Below are 21,023 nucleotides of genomic sequence, written 5' to 3' on the forward strand. Positions count from 1 at the left end.
GGTCGACGCCCAAGAACCTCACTCAGGCCGCTAGCCGCGTGTGCGGAGGGCCGCCTCCAGCCGGGCGATGTCCTCGGCGTCCTTGGTCCGTCGAGGTCGGGAGGGGTCCCAGATGGGCATCATCCGTTTGATTTCGATCTGGGCCTGCGGACTGACGATCGCACATTGCAGACCACCGATACGGCCTGGCCCGGCATCGAGCATTCCCTCAGGCCAGGGCGCACCGGCCCAGGGGCCCCCGGCAACCACCACACGGCCGGCCGTATCCCGGTCCAGGAGCGTAAAGCTGTTGTCCAGACCGTCCTTGGCGAAATCGAGCTGCAGCTCAGGCGGCGGCCCTGGGACCGGTTGACAGCCGTGCCGCAGCAAGCCTTCCGCCAGGACCCCTGCATCGTCCGTCCAAGCGAACCAGTCGACGTCTTCGTGGTCTCGCGTGATCTTGCCGAGGAAGAAATCCATGGCCCATCCACCGCGAAGCCACACCGCGACCCCAAGAGCCCCAGCGACCTCCACGGCCTCAGCGATCAGGCGGAGCTGCCGATCAGCACGTCCCATATCCACAGCCAGGCAGGTTACGCGGCAACCGCTTTGCCCAGCACATCATTTGTCCGCCACAGAGCGGGCGAACGTTGTCCGATGCAGCACTAAGGGCTGTCCCGCAATTCCCGGCGGGCGCGCGACGACAGCTACGGCACCTCGCCGCGTTGTCGGAACGTCCACATACATCCAGTATGCGGACGTCCCTCCGCCTTGCGATGCACCGCATCTGACGCCGCGCGCTTATCCACCGGGAATTGCGGGACAGCCCTTAGTGGGGGCCCGGTTCGGCGGTCGGTATGTGTTTGAGGGCGGTGAGTTGGGCGCTGGCTTCGGTCTGGAGGGGGTGGTGGTGCGTGGTGAGGGTGTGGAGGGCGGCCGTCAGGGCTGTGTGGGCTTCTTCTGTGCGGTTGAGGTGGCGCAGGACGCGTCCGAGTTCGAGTTGGACGGGGCCGCTGCGTGCCGGAGAGCCCGTCTGTTGAAAGGCGGTCAGCGCTTGTTGCAGAGGAGGTTCGGCTTCTTGCCAGCGGCCGAGCGCGGCGTAGGCGTTACCAAGGTGTGACAGGGCCATGGCCTGGTAGGCAGCGAGCAACTCAGGAGAAAGACCCGGGTGATCCAGACGGCAGATCTCCAGAACGTTCAGGTGGTGTACGAGCGCTTCCTCGGCTCGGCCGTTGTGGCAGAGGGTTTCACCGAGGGCGTTGAGGGTGCTCATCTCGGCGAGTCTCCCCTGAATAGTGAGGTTGTCGCGGTGGCAGGCGAGAGATGCGTGCAGGCGGCTGATGGCTTCGTCGGTGCGGCCCAGGCGGCGCAGAGCCCCGGCCCCGTACCCCAGGGCCCAGCCGGTCTGAAGCAGGTCGCCGCAGGCACGGGCAGCGACAAGAGCGGCGTCAGCGGCTTCCAGAGCAGCCGGAGGACTGTGAGCGCAGATGCTGTGGGCCCAGGCGAGGTAGTTGAGGTGAGTCGCCTCCTCACGCCGGCTGCCCAGGGCACGCGCGGCATCAACGGCGTACTGAAAGACGTCGACCCACTGAGCCCAGTGCTGGGTCAGGTCGGAGAACCAGTGCATCGCCGCAGCGGTGTCGACGACCAGCCGGTGCCGGCCGGTGGCGCGAGCGTGGTGGAGGGAGGCGAGCCACTGCTCCCGTTCGGCTTCCAGCCAGGCTCGGGCCCGGTCGCGGCCGACCGGGGCGGTGGCGGGGTCGGGGTCGCCGGCCGGTGTGCTGTGCCGTTCGGCGTCGAAATGGAGGGCAGCGGCGGTGGCTCGGGACAGCATCCAGCGGGCGGTGCGGTCCAGGGCGGCTTCGCGGGTCGCCGCGTCGTCCTCAGCGGTCAGCTGTTCGGTGGCGAAGATCTTCAGGAGGTCATGGAAGCGGTAGCGCTGAGCGTCGGGTTGGGGCTGGAGAAGCCCGCGGTCGCAGAGTTCGTCCAGGCGGAACTCGGCGTCACGGAGCGGGATGCCGGTGAGGAGGGCGGCGCTCTCGGGGCTCACATCGCAGCCTGCTGCGAGCGCGCAGCGCCGTAGCAGCAATCGGGAGACGGGGGCGAGCTGTTGATAGGACAGGGTGAAGGAGGCCCGGACCTTCAGATCCCCCGCCTGCAGCAGGTCGAGCCGTCGCTCCTCACGGTCGAGCTGGGCGGCAATTTTGGCGAGGGAGTCCTGGGTGCGGGTGGCGAGGCGCTGGCCTACTATCCGCAGGGCCAGGGGCAGACGACCGCACCGGTCGGTCAGGTCTCGGGCGGCCTGGGCCTCGCGTGCAACCCGGCCCGGGCCGACGATACGAGTGAGGAGTTCTACCGCTTCCTCACGGCGCAGCAATGGCAAATCGACCCGGTGCACGGCTTCCAGACCGGCAAGGCTGCTCCTGCTGGTGATGAGCGTCAACGAAGTCCCGGATCCGGGGAGCAGGGGCCGAACCTGGGACTCATCGGCGGCGTTGTCGAGCACGAGGAGGAGACGTCGGGCCGCAGCGAGACTCCGTAACAGCCCGGCACGGTCGTCCACCCCACGAGGCAGGGACCGCCCGGACACTCCGAGCGCGGTCAACAGCCTCACCAGTGCTTCGCCCGGGCGGACGGGCTCGGCTTCCATACCGCGCAGGTCGAGCCAGTACTGCCCGTCGGGATACCGAGGGGCAAGGCGATGCGCGGCATGGACGGCAAACGCCGTCTTCCCAAGACCGGCCGTGCCCGAGACAACGGCCACGGAGGCCCCGGTGGACGGTGCGGAGTCGGCCAGGGCAGCGAGGGTGGCGAGGGCGTCGCGGCGGGCGGTGAAGTCGCCGGTGTTCCGCGGCAGGGAGAGGATCCCGGGCGCGGCCGGGCCGGTGGCCGACCCGGGCCGGAGCCGGCCGGGGGCGGCGGCTGCCTCGAAGGACAGGGTTTCGTCAGGGTTCAGTCCCAAGGCCCGGGCCAGGGCGTGGACGGTACGGCACTGCGGCCCCGTGGTGTGGCCGCTCTCCAGGTAGGCCAGCGTCCGCACACTCACCCCCGCTGCGTGAGCGAGCCGCTCCTGGCTTAGAGCTGCGCGCAGCCGCAGCGTGCGCAGGAGCTTTCCGAAGTCGTCGGACGTACTGGTCATGATCTGGCCTCCTCGTGACCGCACACGCGACGGTCCGGAGTTGAGCTTTCTGCAAAAGTAGCGCGGAGCCTACTTTTGCGGGTTGTTCTGCCTGGTGGCAGTGGGCGGCCCAGGTGTGGAATGAGCGCAAGGCCCCACCGCCTCTCACGTATGGCGTGGGCATCACGGCGCGCCCCTGCCGGGGCCTGATCGAAAGGCGTCTTCCCGCTGTCCTTGCGAGCCTCAGCTGTCTCCGGCACAGCCGAGTCCTTGTGACGGTGGATTCCCGCGCGTTTCCTCAACAGCTCGCCGGCACAGTGCTGGTACGGCCCAGCCTGAGGCAGGGATTCAGGCCGTCCGCGGTGCGCTGTGACTCGATATCGATCCAGGAGTTCCGTGTGACTATGACCATGGCCCGCAGGGCGGCTCTCGCCATCACAGCGCTCGCGCTGACCGGTACCACCCTGACCGGTTTGGCCCCGTCCGCTCAGGCCGCCTCGATGGAGGTATGCGTCCTGCACAACCTGGGGGGAGCCAGGTACTACTGCGAGTACGGCGTGTCCTGGGTCAATTACCCCAACGGTGACGACCAGGCCATCGTCGTGGGAACCGACTACGCAGTCTGGACGAGTTGGGGCAAGCCTGGGAATTTCGGTGGCTGGAAGTCCATGGGCGGCAATGTGCGCAGCGCTGTCTACGTAACGAACAACAACACTGAGAATCCCCGGCTTACGGCGGCGGGCACGGACAACCGGTGGTGGTACACCCAGCGCCGCAACAACGGATCCTGGAGCCCGTGGACAACCTGACACCAGCGCTCGCCGGGAGCGTCCACCCCGCCCGAGCACCGTCGATCAAGCATCCTCGAACTCGAAAGTTGATCACACATGAGACTCTCCAGGACCACGACGGCGATCGGGGCGGCGCTGGCAATCGCCTTCCCGCTGATCCCGGCGAGCAACTATTCCGCCTCGGCTGTCGAAAGTGGACTCCCGGCCTCCGAGACACCCTCGCAGGCCGACAGGAATACTAGCCACGCAAAGGCGCTGATGATGCGTCAGGCGCCGATCCTGGACGCAGCGGACGAGATCACCGAACTGGTGAAGAAGGACCCGGTCAGCGGATACAACGAGCTGACGATCTCTGTGGAGACGAACGGCTACACACTCCGCTGGAAGGGGAGACCCCCCGAGAACGTCACCCGTGTCATCGCGTCACATCGGAAGAAGGGGCTGAACGTCAAGGTCGCCACCGCCCGCTACACCGCCACAGAACTGAAGAAGGCGATCGACGCGATCGCCAAGTCCGACGTCCGCATTAACGGTGCGGAAATCGTGAGCGTGGGAGCCGGGAAGGACGGGAACTCCCTCACCGTCGGAATCGACGTGCCCGACACAGCCCCCCGGGCCGCTGCGCAACCGCTCAAGACCGGCGAAGTCATCCCCTCGTCCCTGACACGAGGGATACCGGTCACCCTGAAGGCGGACAGCGTCGCCACTCCCATAGGCGATGAGCGCATCGGCATGCCATCAAGTATGCAATTCGGCGGACAGGCCATCAAAACATGGGGCGGCGCCAGATGCACGACCGGATTCACTGCCTCCTCCCGCGGATCCGTAGCAGACTACGTCATCACGGCGGAGCACTGCGTCACGGGAACCGGCCAGAAATGGCTAACCGCCGATGAAAGCTCTCTGGGAACCGTTTCCTACACGGATACACAGCACGATGCGGCGCTCATAGAACTTGACCCGAGAAAATCGACAGGGGGAGGCATCGTGGGGGGTCTGCCCGTCAGGAACTCGTTCCAACCTGTGCACCATGTGCACTCCGCGAGAGAAGTCCGCGCCGGCCAGTACGTCTGCGTCAGCGGATCGCTGACCGGAGAGCGATGCGGTGTTCCCGTTGTAGAGGGCTACTACTGGAGACAGCTCAACGGTGTGCAGAGGTGGACCGCAGTAACAGGTGACTCCCCCTGGGAGTACATCGCCGGCAAGGGGGACAGCGGCGGTCCCGTCTACAGCTACAACGTGTCCGGTGGGGTCGTTGGCCACGGCCTCATGTCCGCGACCCAGTATGGTACGACGTGCTCCAACCCGTTCGGCGGGACACGGTCAGCATGCTCGAACAAGCTGTACTTCACCAGCCTTCCCTCAGCACTGGCCATGATGCCGACAGGGATTTTTCTCAACTGAAGTACGAGGGGGGACACGGAGCGACCATTGCCACGCCCACGCTTACTCAAGGCGATGCGGTGGTGAGCCCCGGGGCGGCGTCCTGCCGGAGGGCTGTCCGGCAAAACATCAGTGAGCCCCGGGGCTCTGTCCCCCACTTACCCGCCCTTGTCAGGTCTAGACCTTTCTCAGCGGGTCGTGATCTCCAGCCGCGCGGCTGGTCCCTGCACACCAAGATCGTGCTGTGGGCCACCGGGGTCTCGGGCCAACGCGTCGCCCACCTGGTACGGGGACGCATGCTCGACTACATCGAATTCGAGGACGACTTCGCCATGGTCAAGACCAACCCGCCCGCCGACATCATCGGCCTCCCCCTGTCCCACAGCGCCGTCCGCTCCCGTTTCGGCATCACGGTCGTCGCCATCAAGCGCCCCGGCGAGGGCTTCACCTACGCCACCGCCGAAACGGTCGTGGCAGCGGACGACACCATCATCGTCGCCGGCCGCACCCGAGCAACCGAACGCTTCAGTGAGCTCCAGTAGAACACCGGACAGAAGTGGTGGACTTGACCTGGGCAGAGGCCGGTCCCGCGCACGCGACCGCCAGACATCGGCACACGGTCAGCCAGGTAATCGCGCGCGACACATTTCCGGCGACATCGGCGGTCGTCCCCGGAACAATGGCCGCCCATGGATGAAGTGGAAGTCGTCGTCGCCCATTCCGAGCGCGCGACCCTGCGCGTCGGCGACGTGTTCGTGAAGGTGGACGCCGATCAGGCGCGCACCGATGTCGAGGTCGAGGCGATGTCCCTCGCGCCGGTCCCGACCCCGGAGGTCCTGTGGCGCGAGCCGCCCGTGCTCGCGATCGCCGCACTCCCGGGGACGACGCTGGGGCGCCTCGGCGGGCCGTCGACCGGGTCGTCGGCGGCGTGGGCCGCGGCGGGCGCCGCCATCCGGAAGCTGCACGACGCGCCGCTGCCGCCCTGGGCCGGCCGGGCCGGCCGGGACATCGTGGCGCTGGCGGCGGAGCTCGACGAGGAGTGCGAGTCGCTCGTGACCAGCGGCCTCCTGCCCGCTGACCTGGTCGCCCGCAACCGCCGGGTCGCCGAGGCCGCGCTCCGGCCGTGGCCTTTGGCGTTCACGCACGGCGACCTGCAGATCGCGCACGTCTTCGTCGAGGGCGACGAGGTCACGGGCATCATCGACTGGTCCGAGGCGGGCCGGGGTGATGCCCTGTACGACCTCGCCACCTTCACGCTCGGCCACGAGGAGCACCTCGACGACGTCCTCGCCGGCTATGGCACCGACATCGACCTCGACGTGATCCACGCGTGGTGGTCGGTGCGCAGCCTGCTCGCGGTTCGCTGGCTGACCGAGCACGGCTTCGACCCGTTCGCGCCGGGCTGCGAGGTCGACGTGCTGAGATCCCGGATGTGAGGCCGCGCGGGCCCGGCCGCTCCGCAGACCTTCCGACACACGGAGCGGGCCGTCCCCGGGCATCGTCACGCTCGACCGCGTCCACGAGCGCGACACCTCACCCGGCTGACGCCCGCTCACCGAACGCGGCGACTTGCTAATCCCTGACCTTGAGGAAGCGCATCCGCGTCGCGCCGTTACTGTCGGTGCCGCCGGCCTGGGCGTCGGAGATCTTGCCGCCGGTGAGGACGAACATCAGGTGCAGGCGGACCGTCCGGGGGCCGGAGGCGACCGGGTACTCGGTCATGATGTGGGTGGTTCCGCCCTGCTGCTCCTGCCGCGCCGCGTTGATCGCCGCGATCTGGGTGAAGCTCGTCAGCAGGGTGTCCGTGGTCTCGTCCCTGAGCCAGCCGATGATGTAGCCGCTGCCGCCGGTGGCGGTACCCAGCGCGTACCGTACGTCGCTGTCGATGTGGTAGACACCGGCTTCCGGCAGCACGATGTCGGACTCGGGGATCGGCACGTCGGCCCCTGCCCGGGCCAGGAGGTCGGCGTGCTGCCGCTCGGAGTTGAGGAACCCGCTCACCGGTGTGAGGCGGGCGCCGATCTCCCACCTCTCAGGGCAGCCGGGCGTCCCGGTGACATCGATGTCCACCGACCGCTCGACGCTGCTGTTGCCGCCAGGGGCGAGTCCCGCCAGGTCGATCCGCGGCACGAGCAGCCCGCCGGTGGTGTTCCGTGCGGCATTGCACGGGGACGGGTCCAGGGCAGGCGTGTCGGGCGCGTACAGACACCCGTCGCCGCCACGGGTGATGGCGTTGCCCCGGTCGGTGGAGACGCACGGAGGGCGGGGGGTGGCGCAGCCGTCGCGGCAGGGGTCGGCCGGGACGACCGGCGGGACCGGGGCGTAGGGGGTCGAGCCGCCGTCGAGGGTGTCGGTCGTGCAGGTGACCGCGCCGTCGCAGTCACGGCAGGTCGTCCGGACGAACGGCCGGCCGCACCCCGGGGCGGACGCCTGGACGGTGAGGACGAAGCTGTCGACGGTCCACTGCTTGGGGCCGACCCGGCAGCTGTCGTCGTTGCCCGTCTCCAGGTTGAGCTCGACGACGACCTTTCCCGCGAGGACGTCCGCGAGGGGCACGGTGGTCGGTGGGACGACGCCGTTGTCGTCCCCGCCCGCCGGCAGATCGGGTGGGCCCAGGAGATCGGTGTGGACCGGGGTCGTGCCGTTCCACAGGGCGAAGCGGCCGTAGAGCCGGCAGGCCGTGCTCCTGCCGTCGTTGTGGACATGGACCGAGGCGCTGATCGTGACGTCGGTGGGATTGCCGCGCAGGGACGCGGGGTCGATGTGCACGACGCCGGCGAGCCAGGTGTGCTGGCCGTTGTGCGTCCCGTCGTCGGCCGGGAACGTGCCCGTGCCGCTGTCCAGGATGGTCTGGGCGACGACAGGGTCCAGTGCGGCATGGGTGTTGGCGATGGTGTAGTACGGCGTCGGGTCGGTGCTGCGCGCGGTCGCTGCCACGCGGTACGGCGCGGAGTCGCGCAGCAGGGTCGTCTCGCACTGCTCGTACGGCCTGGTGTCGGGACAAGTAGCGGGAGTGCAGGCAGACTTGGGGGGCCGGCAGTCGCCGATAGTGATCGGGGACTGTCCGCAGCCGCATCCACTCATGGGTCAACTCCTGTCAGAGGGCGGGGTGATGGCAGCGACGGCGAGCGGTGTGCCGCCTTCGCGCGGTGGGGCCGCGGGGCGATGGTGCGCGGGCTCGTCGGACGATCAGAAGGAAGATCGGGCCGAGGCGGGTCCGTCGAGGGCTGACGGCGGAGCTCACCGTCGGCCGCGCGGCCGGGGAGCGGAGGAGGGCCGCTTGACGGGCCGTTCGCCAAGGCGTGTCCGGCGTGTCGTCGACCGTCGCCGGCTGCGTGCTGCCGCAGCCGGTCATGTCCTTGGGGTGGGAACGGGAGTGGCCATGTCGGCCCGTCCTCGCGATCGCGCTCCTGGGCGAACCACGTCGGGCGCTCGGACATCATCGGGCGTATCTGATGCGCAGTCATGTACCTGCTGCGCTACCACCTCTAACGTACTGTCCCGTGATCTGTCTGGCATTACCCCGTTGGAGTGACTGGTCCCTCCGCCGAGGTGGCGGAGGGATCACGCCTCCCTGCCCCGGCCGCCTTCACGCCCGACTGCCCTGCGCGAGCACGCTCCGGCCGTGGCTCACGGTCGCGCCTTTGCCGTGAGGCGTGCCGCGGTCTCCGTCAGGGACACCGTGAACGGGTGGCGGGGCGTGGTCAGCACCTGACGTGCCGTGCCGTGCTCGACCAGTTCGCCGGCTTCCAGGACCGCGATCCGGCCGGCCAGGGCCGCGGTGTCCAGGTCATGGGTGATCAGCACCAGGGCCAGGTCCCCGCGGTCACGCAGCAGGGTGGCCAGCAGGTCGAGGACGGCGCGTCGGGTGACGGTGTCGAGGCCGGAGGTGATCTCGTCACAGATCAGCACCCGCGGCCGGGCGAGCAGCGCTCGTGCCAGCGCGGCGCGTTGGAGTTCGCCGCCGGACAGCAGGGCGGGCCGGCGGCGTACGAGGTCGTCGGGGAGCCCGAGCCCGGCAAGGGTGTTCAGTGCCTCGGTCCGGGCAGCGTCCGAGGTGGCCCCGCGCAGCCGTACCGCTGTGCGTGCCACCTGATCCAGCACCGGCCGGTGCTCGTCGAAGGAGGCCCGCGCGTCCTGGAAGACGTACTGCACCGCTGCCAGTTGTTCGCGGGTCCGGGCGCGCAGGCTGCGGGGCAGCGGGGCGCCGTCGAGGAGGATGTCGCCGTCGTGGTCCCGGTGGAGACCGGCCAGACAGCGGGCGAGGGTGGTCTTGCCGCTGCCGGAGCGGCCCACGACGGCCAGGCATTCGCCGGTGCGGAGGGTCAGTTCGTCGACGGTGCGCAGCACCGTCGCCCTGCCGTGCCGGGCGGTGAGGCGGCGTATGCGCAGGACGCCGTTGCCTTCCGCGGTGACGGGGTCGGGCAGCACGGGAGCGGGAGCGAGAAGCTCACGCGTCCATGGATGGCGCGGCGCGACCCACAGCCGTTCCGCCGGGCCCGACTCCACCACCCGGCCGTCGCGCATGACCAGGACGTCGTCCGCGACGGCCCGTACGACGTCGAGGTCGTGGCTGAGCAGGACCACGGAGACGCCTTGTCGGGCGATCGCCGCCAGTTGGTCGACGACGCGCCGCTTCGTCAGCGCGTCCTGGCCCGTGGTGGGCTCGTCCGCCACCACGACCTGGGCGCCGAGCAGCAAGGCCTGGGCCAGGACGAGGCGTTGCTGCTGGCCCCCCGACATCTGATGCGGGTAGCGCCGCAGCAGTGGCTCCCCCTCCGGCAGTTGAGCCGAGGAGAGCGCCTGGAGGACGCGTCGGCGGGCGGCGGCCCGGCGCTCGGACCGGGGCAGGGCGCGTACCTGCCGCCGGGCGATGTCCCGCAGCAGGGCGCCGGCCCGGCGCGCGGGGTTGAGCACGGCGCCCGGCTGCTGGGGTACGTATCCGACGAGGCCGTCGGCCACCTGTACGTCGCCGCTGACCCGTGCGCCCGCCGGGTACTCACCGAGCAGGGCGAGGCCCGTGGTGGTCTTGCCGCTGCCGGACGCTCCGACGAGGGCGGTGATCCTCCCGGGCGGCACGCGGAGGTTCACTCCGTCGACGATCGCCCGGCCGTCGATCTCGACCCGCAGATTCCTGATGACCGCGACCGCGTTCACGTCCGCTTCCTCTTCTCCAGTACGGCGTCCAGGAGCAGGTTGCTCCCCATGGTCAGGGCGACGATCAGCAGGGCGGGCACCACCACGGCCCACGGCTGCACGAACAGCCCGGTCCGGTTGCGGTCCACCATCACCGCCCAGTCGGAGGCGTCGGGTGCGACACCGACGCCGAGGAACGCCGCCGTGGCCACCAGGTAGAGCACGCCCGTCAGCCGTACGCCCGCGTCCGCGGCGAGCGTGCGGGCGGCCGTCCTGCCGACGTATCCGACGGCCGTCCGCCACCACGTCTCGCCCTGCATGCGCAGTGCCTCGACGGCCGGGCGCGAGGCCGCCTCGGCCCCGGCGGCCCGCACGATGCGGGCAGCGTCCGGAATGTTGACGAGCGCCACCAGCAGCGCGAGCCCGGCCGTGCCCGGGGTGAAGACGGACGCCACCAGCAGGATCATCAGCAGGGACGGTACGGCGAGCAGCACGTCCAGGGGCCGCATCAGCAGTTCCTCCAGCCACCTCCGGTGAGTGAGCGCGCTGATGAGTCCGACCGGCAGCGCCACCAGGTAGGCGAGAGCCGTCGCGGCGAGTGCGACGAGCACCACGGACTGTCCGCCGAGGAGGATTTCGCGTCCTACGTCCCGGCCGACGAAGTCGGTGCCGAGCCAGTGTCCGCCGCCGAGGGTGAAGGAGGCGGCCCGTGGCCCGGAGTCGCCCGTGAAGAGCGGGCCCAGCAGGGCGAGGGCGAGCGGTACGCCGACGATCGCGGCGCCGAGTGCGAAGCGGGATCTCATGCCGCCACCCCCGCCCGCGGTGCGAACCGGCGGGCGACGAGGTCGGCACCGAGGTTGAGGACGACGGTGGCCAGGCCGAAGACCACCGCGAGACCCTGCACCACGGGCACGTCGCGTTCGGCCACGGCGTTCATCAGGACGGTGCCGAGTCCGGGAATCACGTACAACGCCTCCACGACGATGACCCCGCACAGCAGCCAGTCGACCGTGCGGGCGAGCTGCTGTGCGGCGGGCGCGATCGCGTTGGGGAGAGCGTGCGCGTACCGGACGCGTGCGCCGCGTATGCCGTAGCGGTGCGCCTGGGCGACGTAGGGGGACGCCAGGGCGTCGATCATGCCCGCCCGCACCAGGCGGGCCAGGGAGCAGACGGGCCTGGACAGCAGGACGAGAACGGGCAGCACCAGGGCGGCGGGGTGGGCGAGCAGGTCGGTGCCGTAGCCGACGGCGGTCGGCGGCAGCCAGCCCAGGCGCAGGGCGAAGACCGTGATCAGCAGCACGCCGAAGGCGAACTCCGGGACCGCGTACACCCCGAGGGTGACCGAGCTGACGAGGCGGTCCACGCGTCGTCCTTCGTGGCGGGCGGCCAGCACTCCGAGGCCGACCCCGACCGGCACCAGGAGGGCCACCGTGAGCAGGGCGAGGAGCACGGTCGGCCCGAAGCCGTCCGCGATGTACGTGGAGACGGGCCGCCCGGAGGCGAGCGAGGTCCCGAAATCGCCGCGCGACAGCCCGGCCGCCCAGTCCGCAAGTCGTTCGTGGGCCGGCCGGTCCAGCTCCATCGCCTCCCGGATGGCCGCGATCCGTGCGGGGTCGGGCTGGTCGCCGGCGAGGGCCACGGCGGCGTCGCCCGGCAGCGCCTCGGTGAGGGCGAAGACGAGCAGCACGACCGCCGCCGTCTGTCCCACGCCGAGCAGCAGCCGCCGGGCGATCCAGGAGCGAAGTCCGCTCACGCCAGCCAGACCTTGTCGAAGCGCGCCCAGTCGAGCGAGTTGGCGGGCGCCTTCGTCTCGACGCCCCGGACGGCCGGGGCGGTGCCGAGGATCCAGTCGGCGAAACCCCAGACCAGGAAGCCGCCTTCGGCGTGCAGGCGGCGCTGCATCCGCGCGTAGACGGCAGCGCGGTCGGCCTCGGCCCTGGTGGACTGTGCCTGCTGGTAGAGGGCGTCGAAGTCCTTGTGCTGCCACTTGGTGGCGTTGGTGGTGGAGCCGGTCAGCAGGCGCTGGGAGATGTGGGCCTCGATCGGCATGGCGCCGGAGCGGTAGGAGCAGAGGGTGCCGGAGTCGAGGATGTCCTTCCAGTAGCTGTCCTTGCTGCCGGACTTGACCGTGATGGTGACTCCGGCCTTGGCCGCCTGGTCGCGGAAGATGGTCGCGGCCTCGGTGAACCCGGCCGCGACCGGGGAGGTGTCGAGGGTGACCTCGAGATGCTCGGCGCCGGCCTCCTTGAGCAGCGCCTTGGCCCGGTCGAGGTCCTGTTCCCGCTGCGGGAGGCCCTCGGCGTAGTACGCGTAGCCCTTGCCGAAGAGGTCGTTGCCGATCTCGCCCGCGCCGGACAGGGCGCCGTCGACGAGTTCCTCGCGGTCGGCGATCAGGAAGAACGCCTCCCGGACCCGCTTGTCGTCGAAGGGCGGTCGGTCGGTCTTCATCGCGAACGACTGCATGGCGCTGTTGCGCAGCCGGACGATCTCGATCTGTCCCTTGCCCTCGTGGGCGCGGGCGGTGGTGGGGTTGAGCTCGTGCGCGTACTCGATCTGGCCGCCGAGGAGGGCGTTGACGCGTGCGGACTCCTCGTTGGCGACGATGAACTCCAGCTCGTCGAGGTGCGGGGCGCCGTCCCAGTAGGCGTCGTTGCGCTTGAGGACGGCGGACCTGCCGGGTGCGAAGGACACGAAGCGGAACGGCCCGCTGCCGACCGGATTCCTGTCGAAGTCCTGTGCGCCGTCGGGGATGATGTACGCGCCGAAGGCGGCGAGCACGTTGGGGAATTCGGCGGTCGGCCGTTTGAGGGTGAACTCGACGGTCCGCGCGTCGAGGGCCCGGCTCGCCCTCAGATCGATGGGCTCCAGCGACGCCTTGGCGCGGAACGCCTTCTTCGGGTCGGTGATGCGGCGGTAGCTGTGGAGGACGTCCTGGGCGGTGACCGGCTTGCCGTCGTGGAAGGTGGCCTCGCGCAGGGTCACCTTCCAGCGGTCCAGACCCGCGTTGGACTCCCACGCGGAGGCCAGCCGCGGCTGGGCGGAGAGGTCGGGCCCGTAGTCGGCGAGCTTGTCGAACAGCGCCTTGGCGCGCGCGACATCGGCGAACAGGTTGCTCAGGTGCGGATCGAGGGTCTCGCTGGCTCCGCCCCCGGCGAAAGCGGCGCGCAGACGGCCGCCGCGGCGGGGCTTGCCGTCTCCCTTGTGGGAGTCGCCGGCGGACGGGCCGGAGCCGCCGCAGCCGGTGAGGGCGAGCGCTCCGAGGCCGGCCGCGCCTCCGGCCGCTGCCAGAAAGCCCCGGCGGCGCAGACCTGGGAAGCGCGGGTCGTTCAGGGGGGCGTCGTTCATGGTTGATTCCTTGCTGTGTGTACGAGCGGGCATCGGGCCGGGGGCCTCGGTGGGTACGGTGTTCAGCGGTCGTGCGTCAGGCGGGCGACCAGGTGCAGCCGGTCGGCGTCGGCGGTCGCGGCGGGCAGGTCGCCCTCTCGCCACGGCGGCTCGGTGCGCGGGCCGGGCCGGTCGTACAGGCCGAGCACCTCGAAGCCGTGGGCGGCGAGGAAACGGCGCAGCTCCTGGGGAAAGAGCAGTCGCCACGCGGAGTGCTGCTCGACCGGTGGCGCTCCGTCGTCGGAGGTCCACACCCGCCTGCGGCGCAGCAGTTGCGCGGCCCGGTCCACGTACAGGGTGGTGGTGGACCGGTGGACGACGCCCTGCCAGGTGAAACCGTTGACGGCCGGGGTGTCGATGAGCTCCGTGCGGCCGAGGAAGAAGGCGCCGTTGCGCATCTCCGCGACGAGCAGGCCGCCGGGTGCTAGGCAGCGTCGGCAGGATGCCAGGAAGGCGTCGAGCTCCTCGTTGGTGTGGCAGTACAGCAGGGCGCTGTCCAGGGACACCACGGCGTCGAAGGAACCCTGGCCGAGGTCGAAGCCGCGCAGGTCGGCGCGGGTGTACTCGGGGCCGGGGTGGTGGAGGCGGGCGTACTCCAGCATCGTCTCGGAGAGGTCGGCGCCGACGACCGTGCGGCCCGTCCCGTGCACGTACGCGGCGTCGCGGCCGGTGCCGCAGCCGATGTCGAGGACGCGCGGCCCGGCTCCGTACCGCAGCAGGCGGTCCACGACCCAGCGTCCGGCGAGGCGTTCGGCGTCCGGGAAGCGTGCCTCGTACAACGCCGGGTTCTCGGTGAGCAGGTTGTCGCCGGTCGCGTCGTTCACAGGGGGCTCCTCATGCGGTCGACGATCAGGGGGGCGGGGCGGGAGGGCAGCGAACGGATCCGGTGCAGCCAGGCGACCCCGGCGGCGGAGGCGAGCCCGAGGGCCAGGCAGCACGTCCAGGGCAGCCAGTGCGCCCCCGTGTGTTCTCCGGTGTCCATGGCCCAGCCGATGACCGTGTTGCCGACGGCCGCGGCGATGCCCGAGACCATGGAGAAGAGGCCGAAGTAGGTACCGGTGAGTTCCGGGCGGCCGAAGTCGGTGATCAGCTCCATCACGAACGGCTGGGCGATCATGACACCCACGTGGAGCAGCAGCGCACCCGCCAGCACGGGCAGGACGCGGAGCACCGCGTCGCCCGCGCCACCGGGGGCCGTCCCGTCCCCGGCCCCGGTCATCGGCGGTACGAAGGCGAGCCCCATGAGGGCGAGCCCCACGCTGACCCACCGCGCCCGGCTGCCCCGCCCCTTGAGCTGTCTCGTGATGCGTAGTTGCAGGCAGAGGCCGGCGAGCGTGCCCACGACGAAGACGACGCCGGCCGCGCCGTCCCAGCCGGTGGCCCGGCGGGCGCCGTCCGGCAGGAGCAGGTACAGCTGGTTCTCCATGGTGAACATGCCGGCCATCACGAGGGCGAACACCACGAAACTGCGGTTGCCCACCGCCTCCCGCCAGTCCGTGAGGACGCTGTTCCCGGACGGCTCGGTCGCGCGGTGGGGCAGCGCCATGGCCTGGGCGACGGTGAGTACCGCGAAGACTCCTGCGGCGGCGAGGGCGGAGGCACGGAAGCCGACCAGCAGCAGGGCGCTGCCGAGGAGCGGCCCGATCAGGGCGCCGGTGGTCGCGAAGACGTTGAACAGGGCGAACGCCTCGGCCTTGCGCTCCCCCGCCTCCAGGGCGAGGTAGGCGCGGGTGGCCGGGTTGAACAGGGCGCCGGCCAGTCCGCTGAGTACGGAGGCGGCGAGCAGCACCGCCAGTCCGTCGCCGAGCGCGAAGAGCCCGAAGCCGACCGTCCGCAGCGCGCAGCCGGCGATGATGACCCCTCGCGCGCCGAGTCGGTCCGATGCCGAGCCGCCGATGAGGAACAGACCCTGTTGGCTCAGGTTGCGTACACCGAGCACGGTGCCGACGACCACCGCGGACATGCCCAGGTCCTCGCTCAGATGCAGGGCCAGGTAGGGGATGAGCAGGTAGAAGCCGGTGTTGACGCCGAGCTGGTTCACCAGGAGCAGACGTATCGCGAGCGGAAAGCCGCGTATCTCGCGCAGCGTGCTCACGGCTGGTCCCCACTTCCCCGGGTGCCCGGCCGGACACCGAGGCCGGGGTTGCGGCTCACCCGGACGGTGCCGTCGTCGCCGCCGATGCCGGTCCACGGGTCGTCGGCGAGCAGCAGGTGGCCGTCCAGGTCGATCCAGCGGGCGCGGTCGGCGAGGTGGACCGCCGGGGCGATGCCGAGGGTGCTCGCGGTCAGGCAGCCGAGCATCAGTTCGGTGGCGGTGCCGGCGATCAGCTCGGCGATCCTCAGGGCCGCGGTGACACCGCCGCACTTGGCGAGCTTGACGTTGATGCCCTGCACCCGCCCGGCGAGACGGCGGGCGTCGTCGTGGTCGACCGCGTCCTCGTCGGCGATGATCGGCAGCGGCGAGCGTCCGGCGAGTCGTGCCAGGGCTTCGGGGTCGCCGGGCGCGAGCGGCTGCTCGACCGCCTCGATCTCCAGCTCCGCGAAACGGGGCAGGAGTCCTTCGGCCGTGCGGAGGCTCCAGGCTCCGTTGGGGTCGAGCAGCAACCGCGCGTGGGGAGCGGCGACGCGCACGGCCCTGACGCGTGCCAGGTCGTCCTCGGGGTCCGGGGAACCGGCCTTGATCTTGAGGATGGAGAAGCCGTCCCTCGCCAGGCGCCGGGCCTGGGCGCCGGCCCGCCGCGGCGGGACGATGCCGATCGTACGGGCGGTCGCGGCGGCGGGCGGGGTGAGGGTCCCGAGGAGTCGGTGGACCGGGACGTCGGAGCACTTGCCGACCAGGTCGAGAAGTGCCGACTCGATCCCCGCGGTCACCGCGGGCGGGGTGCCGTCGGGCGGCAGCCGTCCGGCACGGAGGGCGTCGAGCGCGCTCTCGGGGTCGGGGAATCGGACGAGCTCCGGGGCCGCTTGACGCAGAAGCCGTCCGATGGCGCCGGCGTCGAGTCCGTAGTAGACGCTGGCGACGACTTCTCCGTGGCCGCGCTGTCCCTGGTGCTCGATGGTCAGCCAGACGGCGTCGCGGGCCGCCATCACCGAGCGGGATATGCGCAGTGGTTCGGCGAGTCCGAGGCGCACGGTGCGCTGGGTGACCTTCACGGGCCCGCCTCTCCGGTGCGCGGTGCCGGGGCGCGGCCTTCCAGGGGGTCGGTGACCCTGCGGCACCGGGTCCACCCGGTGGCCTCCACGGCCCGTGGATGCGTGATCTCCACGGGGCGGCCGACGGCGGTGGTCAGGTCGAGACCGTGCGCGGCGGTGAAGTCGTCGTCGTACAGGCTGCCGAGGTAGCGGTGCGGCCCGTCGGGGAAGACCGTGGCGACGACCGCTCCGGGGTGGACGCGGGCGGCCCAGGCCGCGACGAGGGCCACGGCTCCGGTGCTCCAGCCGCCGCTGACGAAGTTGCCCCTGGCCAGTCGGCGGCAGGCGTCCGCGGCCTCGGTCGGACCGACCCAGTGGACCTCGTCGAACGCCGCGTAGGCGACGTTGCGTGGGTGGATGCTGCTGCCCAGGCCGCGCATCAGGCGGGGCCTGGCGGGCTGGCCGAAGATCGTCGAGCCGGTGGCGTCCACACCGATCAGGCGGAGTCCCGGCCAGTGGCGCCGCAGCGGGCCGACGACACCCGCACTGTGGCCTCCGGTACCGACGCTGCACACCAGGATGTCGAGGTGGTCCAGCTGAGCGGCCAGCTCGGCGGCGAGAGACGCGTAACCGGCGATGTTGTCGGGGTTGTTGTACTGGTCGGGCCAGTACGCGTCGGGCAGCAGCGCCAGCTGTGCGCGCAGCCTGGCCAGCCGCGCTGCCTGCCAGCCGCCCTCGGCCGCCGGACGGTCGACGAGCTCCAGCCGGGCACCGTACGCATGCAGCAACTGCCGCATCGACGGCTCCAGTTCGGTGTCGCCGATCAGGACGATGGGGTGCCCGAGGGCTTGGCCGGCGAAGGCCAGGCCGATACCGAGGGTGCCGGAGGTGGATTCGACCACCGGGGCGCCCGGCAGCAGTTCGCCGCGCTCCCTGGCCCCGAGCAGCATGGAGACCGCGGCTCGCGCCTTCATGCCTCCGACGCCGAGCCCTTCGAGTTTGGCCCAGAAGCCGGGCTGCGGGCAGGGAAGATCGGCGGTGACGCGGGCGAGCGGGGTACGGCCGAGCAGGGCGAGCAGTTCGCGGTTCCCGGCGGAGCCGAGGACGGCGGCGGTGGTCACAGGGCGCCCCCGTAACGGTGGAGGGTCCCGGGGCCGCCGTCGAGCCAGAAGAAGGGGTACGGCTCCGCGCATACGGCGCTGACCCCGGCGCCGATGAGGCGCGGCAGCACCGCGCTGCCCGTCTGGGCGAACATCACCAGTGGTTTGCCGTGCCGCTGCGCGTGCTCGCGCAGCGGCTCGAAACTGCCGTTGCCGAGGGTCATGCCCGAGGCGAGTACCGCGTCGCAGCGCTCCAGTTCGGCCAGTGCGTCGTTCCGTACCGGCTCGCCCCACTCCGTCGTACCGCCCTTGAGGTCGCAGGCCGTGTACGTCAGCCCGCGCGCACGCAGCGCCTCCAGCAGCGAGTTGACGACGCCCACGACGAGCACGGTGCCGCCGGGAGGGCAGTCGAGCATGCCGACGACGGCCCGGGCCCGGGCCCGGGACTTCTCCAGCGAACTTCCCGCGGGCACGGGGCAGGGCCGTGCGCCGTTCCCGGGTGTGTGCGGCAGGACGTGCATCAGGTACGCGTCGAGCGCGGCCACCCGCACCGGCCCCAGGTCGTGTTCCAGGAGCCGGGCGACATCCGCGCCGACGCAGTCGTCCGCCGCGTCGTCGGGCAGTTCGCCCGGCTCGACCGCGCAGGACCCGACGGCCTCGGCGAGGCGCAGGCTGAGCACCTCGTTGCGGTAGCCACCGCTGCGCCCGTCGTGCCGTACGGACTGGCGTGTGGTGAAGGCGACGGCGATGCGCTGGGTGCGCGGGTCGGGGCCGAGGCTCCCGCTGCGGACCCGGTCCACGAGTTCGTCGTACGAGGCGGCGGCGACCGTCGTGCCGCTGGTCGCGGTCATGGGCCGACCACCTCGGGGCGGAGCGCCGAGAGCAGGGTCTCCGCGCGGTCGCGTGCGCCGAGGCCCTCGGCGTCGCCGGCCATGACGTGGCCCAGGTACTCGTTGTTGCTGCCCGCCGCCTTGACCGCCTTGCCGGGAACGGCCAGTTGGAGTTCGAGGAGGCCGGCGGCCGCGCTCACGTCGTCGGCGCCTTCGATGGACTTCAGCGTTCCCCCGGTGTCCGGCACCAGAAAGCCGATGGCGGCGCTCCGCAGGCCGGTGGCCCGGCGGCGCAGGTCGGGCTCGCGGCCGAGGGCCACGTCCACGCAGGCGGCGGCGAGGTCGACCCCGGTGACGTGGCGGACGAGTTCCGTGATGCGGTTGCCGGCCGGTCGGGGGTTGACCTCGACCACTCGGGGCCCGTCGTCCGTCAGTTTGATCTCGGTATGGGCCACGACGCCGTCCAGGCCGAGCGCCTTGAGCGCGGCGCGTGCCGTCTCCTCGGCCGCTCCGGTGTCCGCGGCGGAGAGCGCCGCGGGGAACATGTGGCCTGTCTCGATGAACGCCGGTGCGCCGCCGACGCTCTTGTCGGTCACGCCCAGCACATGCGTCAGCCCGCCGAACGACACGGTCTCGACGCTGACTTCGGGCCCCACCAGGAACTCCTCGAGCAGGACGACGGGGGCGCGGCGCTGTCCTCGCGCGTTGACGGGGAACTCCGCGAGCGCCCGGTGGGCGTCCGCCAACGCCTCCTCGTCGTCGACGCGCCGTACGTACATCCCGGCGCACAGGTCCACGGGCTTGAGGACCAGCGGATAGCCGATGTCGCGCGCCGCCGCGGCGGTCTCGGCCCAGTCCGCGCACACCGCGAAGCGCGGTCCCGGCACGCCGGCGCCGGTCAGCACGCGGCGGGTGGCGTCCTTGCGGCAGGCGTTTCCGACCGCCTCGGCGGCCGGGCCCGGGAGCCCCAGCCGGTCGGCGATCCGCGCCGCTGCCGGAAGGTAGTAGTCGCAGGAGGTGATCACGCCGTCGAAGCCGAGCGCGCGGTGGGCACGCTCGACGAGGGGCAGCAGCGCCTCGATGCCGTTGGTGTCGGCCGTCAGCACATTGCGGGCCCCGAGGAGCGGGTGCGTGGTGCCCTCGGGTGCGGCACGCAGGTAGTGGTGCAGGTCGCGGGTGAGGAAGGTGAACGCGTGGCCTCCCTCGCGAATCGCCCGCGGCAGCAATCTGCTCATCGATCCGACCCAGCTCTCGACCATCAACAGATGAGCCACGGTCTCCCTTTTCAGCACGCTGTTGAGGACTCCGGGTACGTCGCCGGCGGCGCGCGTCCCGGTGCGCCCACCTTGACCTGACGTACGCTATCGATAATCGTTTTCATTGTCACCTGACTTCACGTCACTTCTTCGCCACCCGCGCCCACCGGTGCGGGAGCCTCCGCCACGCGGACGCGGCGAGCCCACCCCGACGCCCCTCCGAGTCCCACGCATCCTTCGCCGACCCACGGGAGACCCACGATGACCGACAGCACCCCGCCCCCCTCGTACACCGTGCGGCCCGCCACGCGGGCCGACCTGGAGGGAGCGCGGCGCCTGATGCTCGACACCTTCTACCGGGAGTTCGGCTACGGCTACGTCCCCGCCTGGCACCGCGACGTCGTCGACCTCTCGGGCACCTACCTGGACGACCCTCGGCACCAGCTGCTGGTGGCCGTGCGCGACGGCGAGGTGGTGGCCACCACCGGCGTACGGTCGGGCGGCCCGGCCCACCCGCCGCACCCCCGCTGGCTCTCCGAGCGGTACCCGCCGGTGACCACCGCCCAGCTCGTCCGCGTCTACGTCCACCCGGAGCACCGCCGCCACGGACTGGCGCGGACCCTGGTGCGCCGGGCGTGCGACTTCGCCGCCTCGACACCCGGCTACGACAGCATCTACCTGCACACCAACGTCCAGGTGGAGGGCGCCGAAGCCTTCTGGCGCAGCCTGGCCAAGGAGATCTTCGACGCCCGGCCGACGGGTGAGCACGGCCCCGGCGTCGACACCGTCCACTTCGAGATCCCCCTGCCCCACTGAAGGCGGAGCAGCGGACGCGGGGCCCGCCCTCGCCACGGCAGGCTCCGCACCGCACCGCACCCCGGGACGGGGGGGGGCACACCGCGGACCGTTTATGA

Annotated in this window: 18 protein-coding genes; 5 read left to right on the forward strand and 13 right to left on the reverse strand. The window is 71.1% G+C overall.

Features of this window, described 5'->3' with window-relative positions; genetic code table 11:
• Nucleotides 1-30 precede the first annotated feature (30 nt).
• Together PSQ21_RS02380 and PSQ21_RS02385 are read right to left on the reverse strand one after the other, a co-directional pair.
• Nucleotides 31-555 (reverse strand): nucleotidyltransferase domain-containing protein, encoded by a 525-nt coding sequence (locus PSQ21_RS02380; RefSeq protein ID WP_274035615.1) that lies wholly within the window; start codon nt 553-555, stop codon nt 31-33.
• Nucleotides 556-808: 253 nt separating this feature from the next.
• Complete coding sequence (locus PSQ21_RS02385; RefSeq protein WP_274028732.1) at nt 809-3,118, reverse strand: ATP-binding protein; 2,310 nt, start codon at nt 3,116-3,118, stop codon at nt 809-811.
• A 377-nt stretch (nt 3,119-3,495) separates the two neighbouring features.
• Between PSQ21_RS02385 and PSQ21_RS02390 the strand changes: the two genes are divergently transcribed.
• From PSQ21_RS02390 to PSQ21_RS02405, 4 genes are all read left to right on the forward strand, one after another.
• Nucleotides 3,496-3,906: a hypothetical protein gene (locus PSQ21_RS02390; RefSeq protein ID WP_274028733.1), complete on the forward strand. Its 411-nt coding sequence runs from the start codon at nt 3,496-3,498 to the stop codon at nt 3,904-3,906.
• Nucleotides 3,907-3,984: 78 nt separating this feature from the next.
• Nucleotides 3,985-5,292, forward strand: a complete 1,308-nt coding sequence (locus PSQ21_RS02395) for a trypsin-like serine protease (RefSeq protein ID WP_274028734.1) — start codon at nt 3,985-3,987, stop codon at nt 5,290-5,292.
• A gap of 218 nt (nt 5,293-5,510) precedes the next feature.
• The gene (locus PSQ21_RS02400) at nt 5,511-5,813 is read left to right on the forward strand and encodes a TrkA C-terminal domain-containing protein (RefSeq protein WP_274028735.1); all 303 of its coding nucleotides are present in this window, start codon (nt 5,511-5,513) and stop codon (nt 5,811-5,813) included.
• A gap of 147 nt (nt 5,814-5,960) precedes the next feature.
• Nucleotides 5,961-6,707 carry a phosphotransferase family protein gene (locus tag PSQ21_RS02405; protein WP_274028736.1) on the forward strand — a complete coding sequence of 249 codons (747 nt, stop codon included), beginning with the start codon at nt 5,961-5,963 and terminating at the stop codon, nt 6,705-6,707.
• Between the two features lie 136 nt (nt 6,708-6,843).
• Here the strand turns inward: PSQ21_RS02405 and PSQ21_RS02410 are convergent, their stop codons facing one another.
• The 11 genes from PSQ21_RS02410 to PSQ21_RS02460 form a co-directional block, all read right to left on the reverse strand.
• A complete protein-coding gene (locus PSQ21_RS02410; RefSeq protein WP_274028737.1) occupies nt 6,844-8,208 on the reverse strand; it encodes a hypothetical protein in 1,365 nt (454 codons plus the stop codon).
• Nucleotides 8,209-8,901: 693 nt separating this feature from the next.
• Nucleotides 8,902-10,428 (reverse strand): ABC transporter ATP-binding protein, encoded by a 1,527-nt coding sequence (locus PSQ21_RS02415; RefSeq protein ID WP_274028738.1) that lies wholly within the window; start codon nt 10,426-10,428, stop codon nt 8,902-8,904.
• A complete protein-coding gene (locus PSQ21_RS02420) occupies nt 10,425-11,210 on the reverse strand; it encodes an ABC transporter permease (RefSeq protein ID WP_274028739.1) in 786 nt (261 codons plus the stop codon). Before PSQ21_RS02420 ends, PSQ21_RS02415 begins: the two co-directional genes overlap by 4 nt.
• On the reverse strand, nt 11,207-12,160 hold the full coding sequence (locus PSQ21_RS02425; protein ID WP_274028740.1) for an ABC transporter permease: 954 nt from the start codon (nt 12,158-12,160) through the stop codon (nt 11,207-11,209). Before PSQ21_RS02425 ends, PSQ21_RS02420 begins: the two co-directional genes overlap by 4 nt.
• A complete protein-coding gene (locus PSQ21_RS02430; RefSeq protein WP_274028741.1) occupies nt 12,157-13,752 on the reverse strand; it encodes an ABC transporter substrate-binding protein in 1,596 nt (531 codons plus the stop codon). The genes PSQ21_RS02425 and PSQ21_RS02430 overlap by 4 nt, the downstream gene beginning before the upstream one ends.
• A 62-nt stretch (nt 13,753-13,814) precedes the next feature.
• Nucleotides 13,815-14,615, reverse strand: a complete 801-nt coding sequence (locus PSQ21_RS02435; protein WP_274028742.1) for a class I SAM-dependent methyltransferase — start codon at nt 14,613-14,615, stop codon at nt 13,815-13,817.
• Nucleotides 14,612-15,886 (reverse strand): MFS transporter, encoded by a 1,275-nt coding sequence (locus tag PSQ21_RS02440; protein ID WP_274028743.1) that lies wholly within the window; start codon nt 15,884-15,886, stop codon nt 14,612-14,614. Before PSQ21_RS02440 ends, PSQ21_RS02435 begins: the two co-directional genes overlap by 4 nt.
• Entirely contained in the window at nt 15,883-16,944 is a 1,062-nt protein-coding gene (locus PSQ21_RS02445; RefSeq protein ID WP_274028744.1) for a dipeptide epimerase, read from the reverse strand. Before PSQ21_RS02445 ends, PSQ21_RS02440 begins: the two co-directional genes overlap by 4 nt.
• On the reverse strand, nt 16,941-18,044 hold the full coding sequence (locus tag PSQ21_RS02450) for a PLP-dependent cysteine synthase family protein (protein WP_274028745.1): 1,104 nt from the start codon (nt 18,042-18,044) through the stop codon (nt 16,941-16,943). The genes PSQ21_RS02445 and PSQ21_RS02450 overlap by 4 nt, the downstream gene beginning before the upstream one ends.
• The gene (locus tag PSQ21_RS02455; protein WP_274028746.1) at nt 18,041-18,874 is read right to left on the reverse strand and encodes a Rossmann-like domain-containing protein; all 834 of its coding nucleotides are present in this window, start codon (nt 18,872-18,874) and stop codon (nt 18,041-18,043) included. The genes PSQ21_RS02450 and PSQ21_RS02455 overlap by 4 nt, the downstream gene beginning before the upstream one ends.
• On the reverse strand, nt 18,871-20,127 hold the full coding sequence (locus tag PSQ21_RS02460) for an ATP-grasp domain-containing protein (protein WP_274028747.1): 1,257 nt from the start codon (nt 20,125-20,127) through the stop codon (nt 18,871-18,873). The genes PSQ21_RS02455 and PSQ21_RS02460 overlap by 4 nt, the downstream gene beginning before the upstream one ends.
• Nucleotides 20,128-20,370: 243 nt before the next feature.
• On the opposite strand from PSQ21_RS02460, the gene PSQ21_RS02465 reads away from it, so the two are divergent.
• Entirely contained in the window at nt 20,371-20,925 is a 555-nt protein-coding gene (locus PSQ21_RS02465) for a GNAT family N-acetyltransferase (RefSeq protein ID WP_274028748.1), read from the forward strand.
• The last annotated feature ends 98 nt before the right edge of the window (nt 20,926-21,023 follow it).

The organism is Streptomyces sp. MMBL 11-1, assembly GCF_028622875.1.
Taxonomy (GTDB): Bacteria; Actinomycetota; Actinomycetes; order Streptomycetales; family Streptomycetaceae; genus Streptomyces.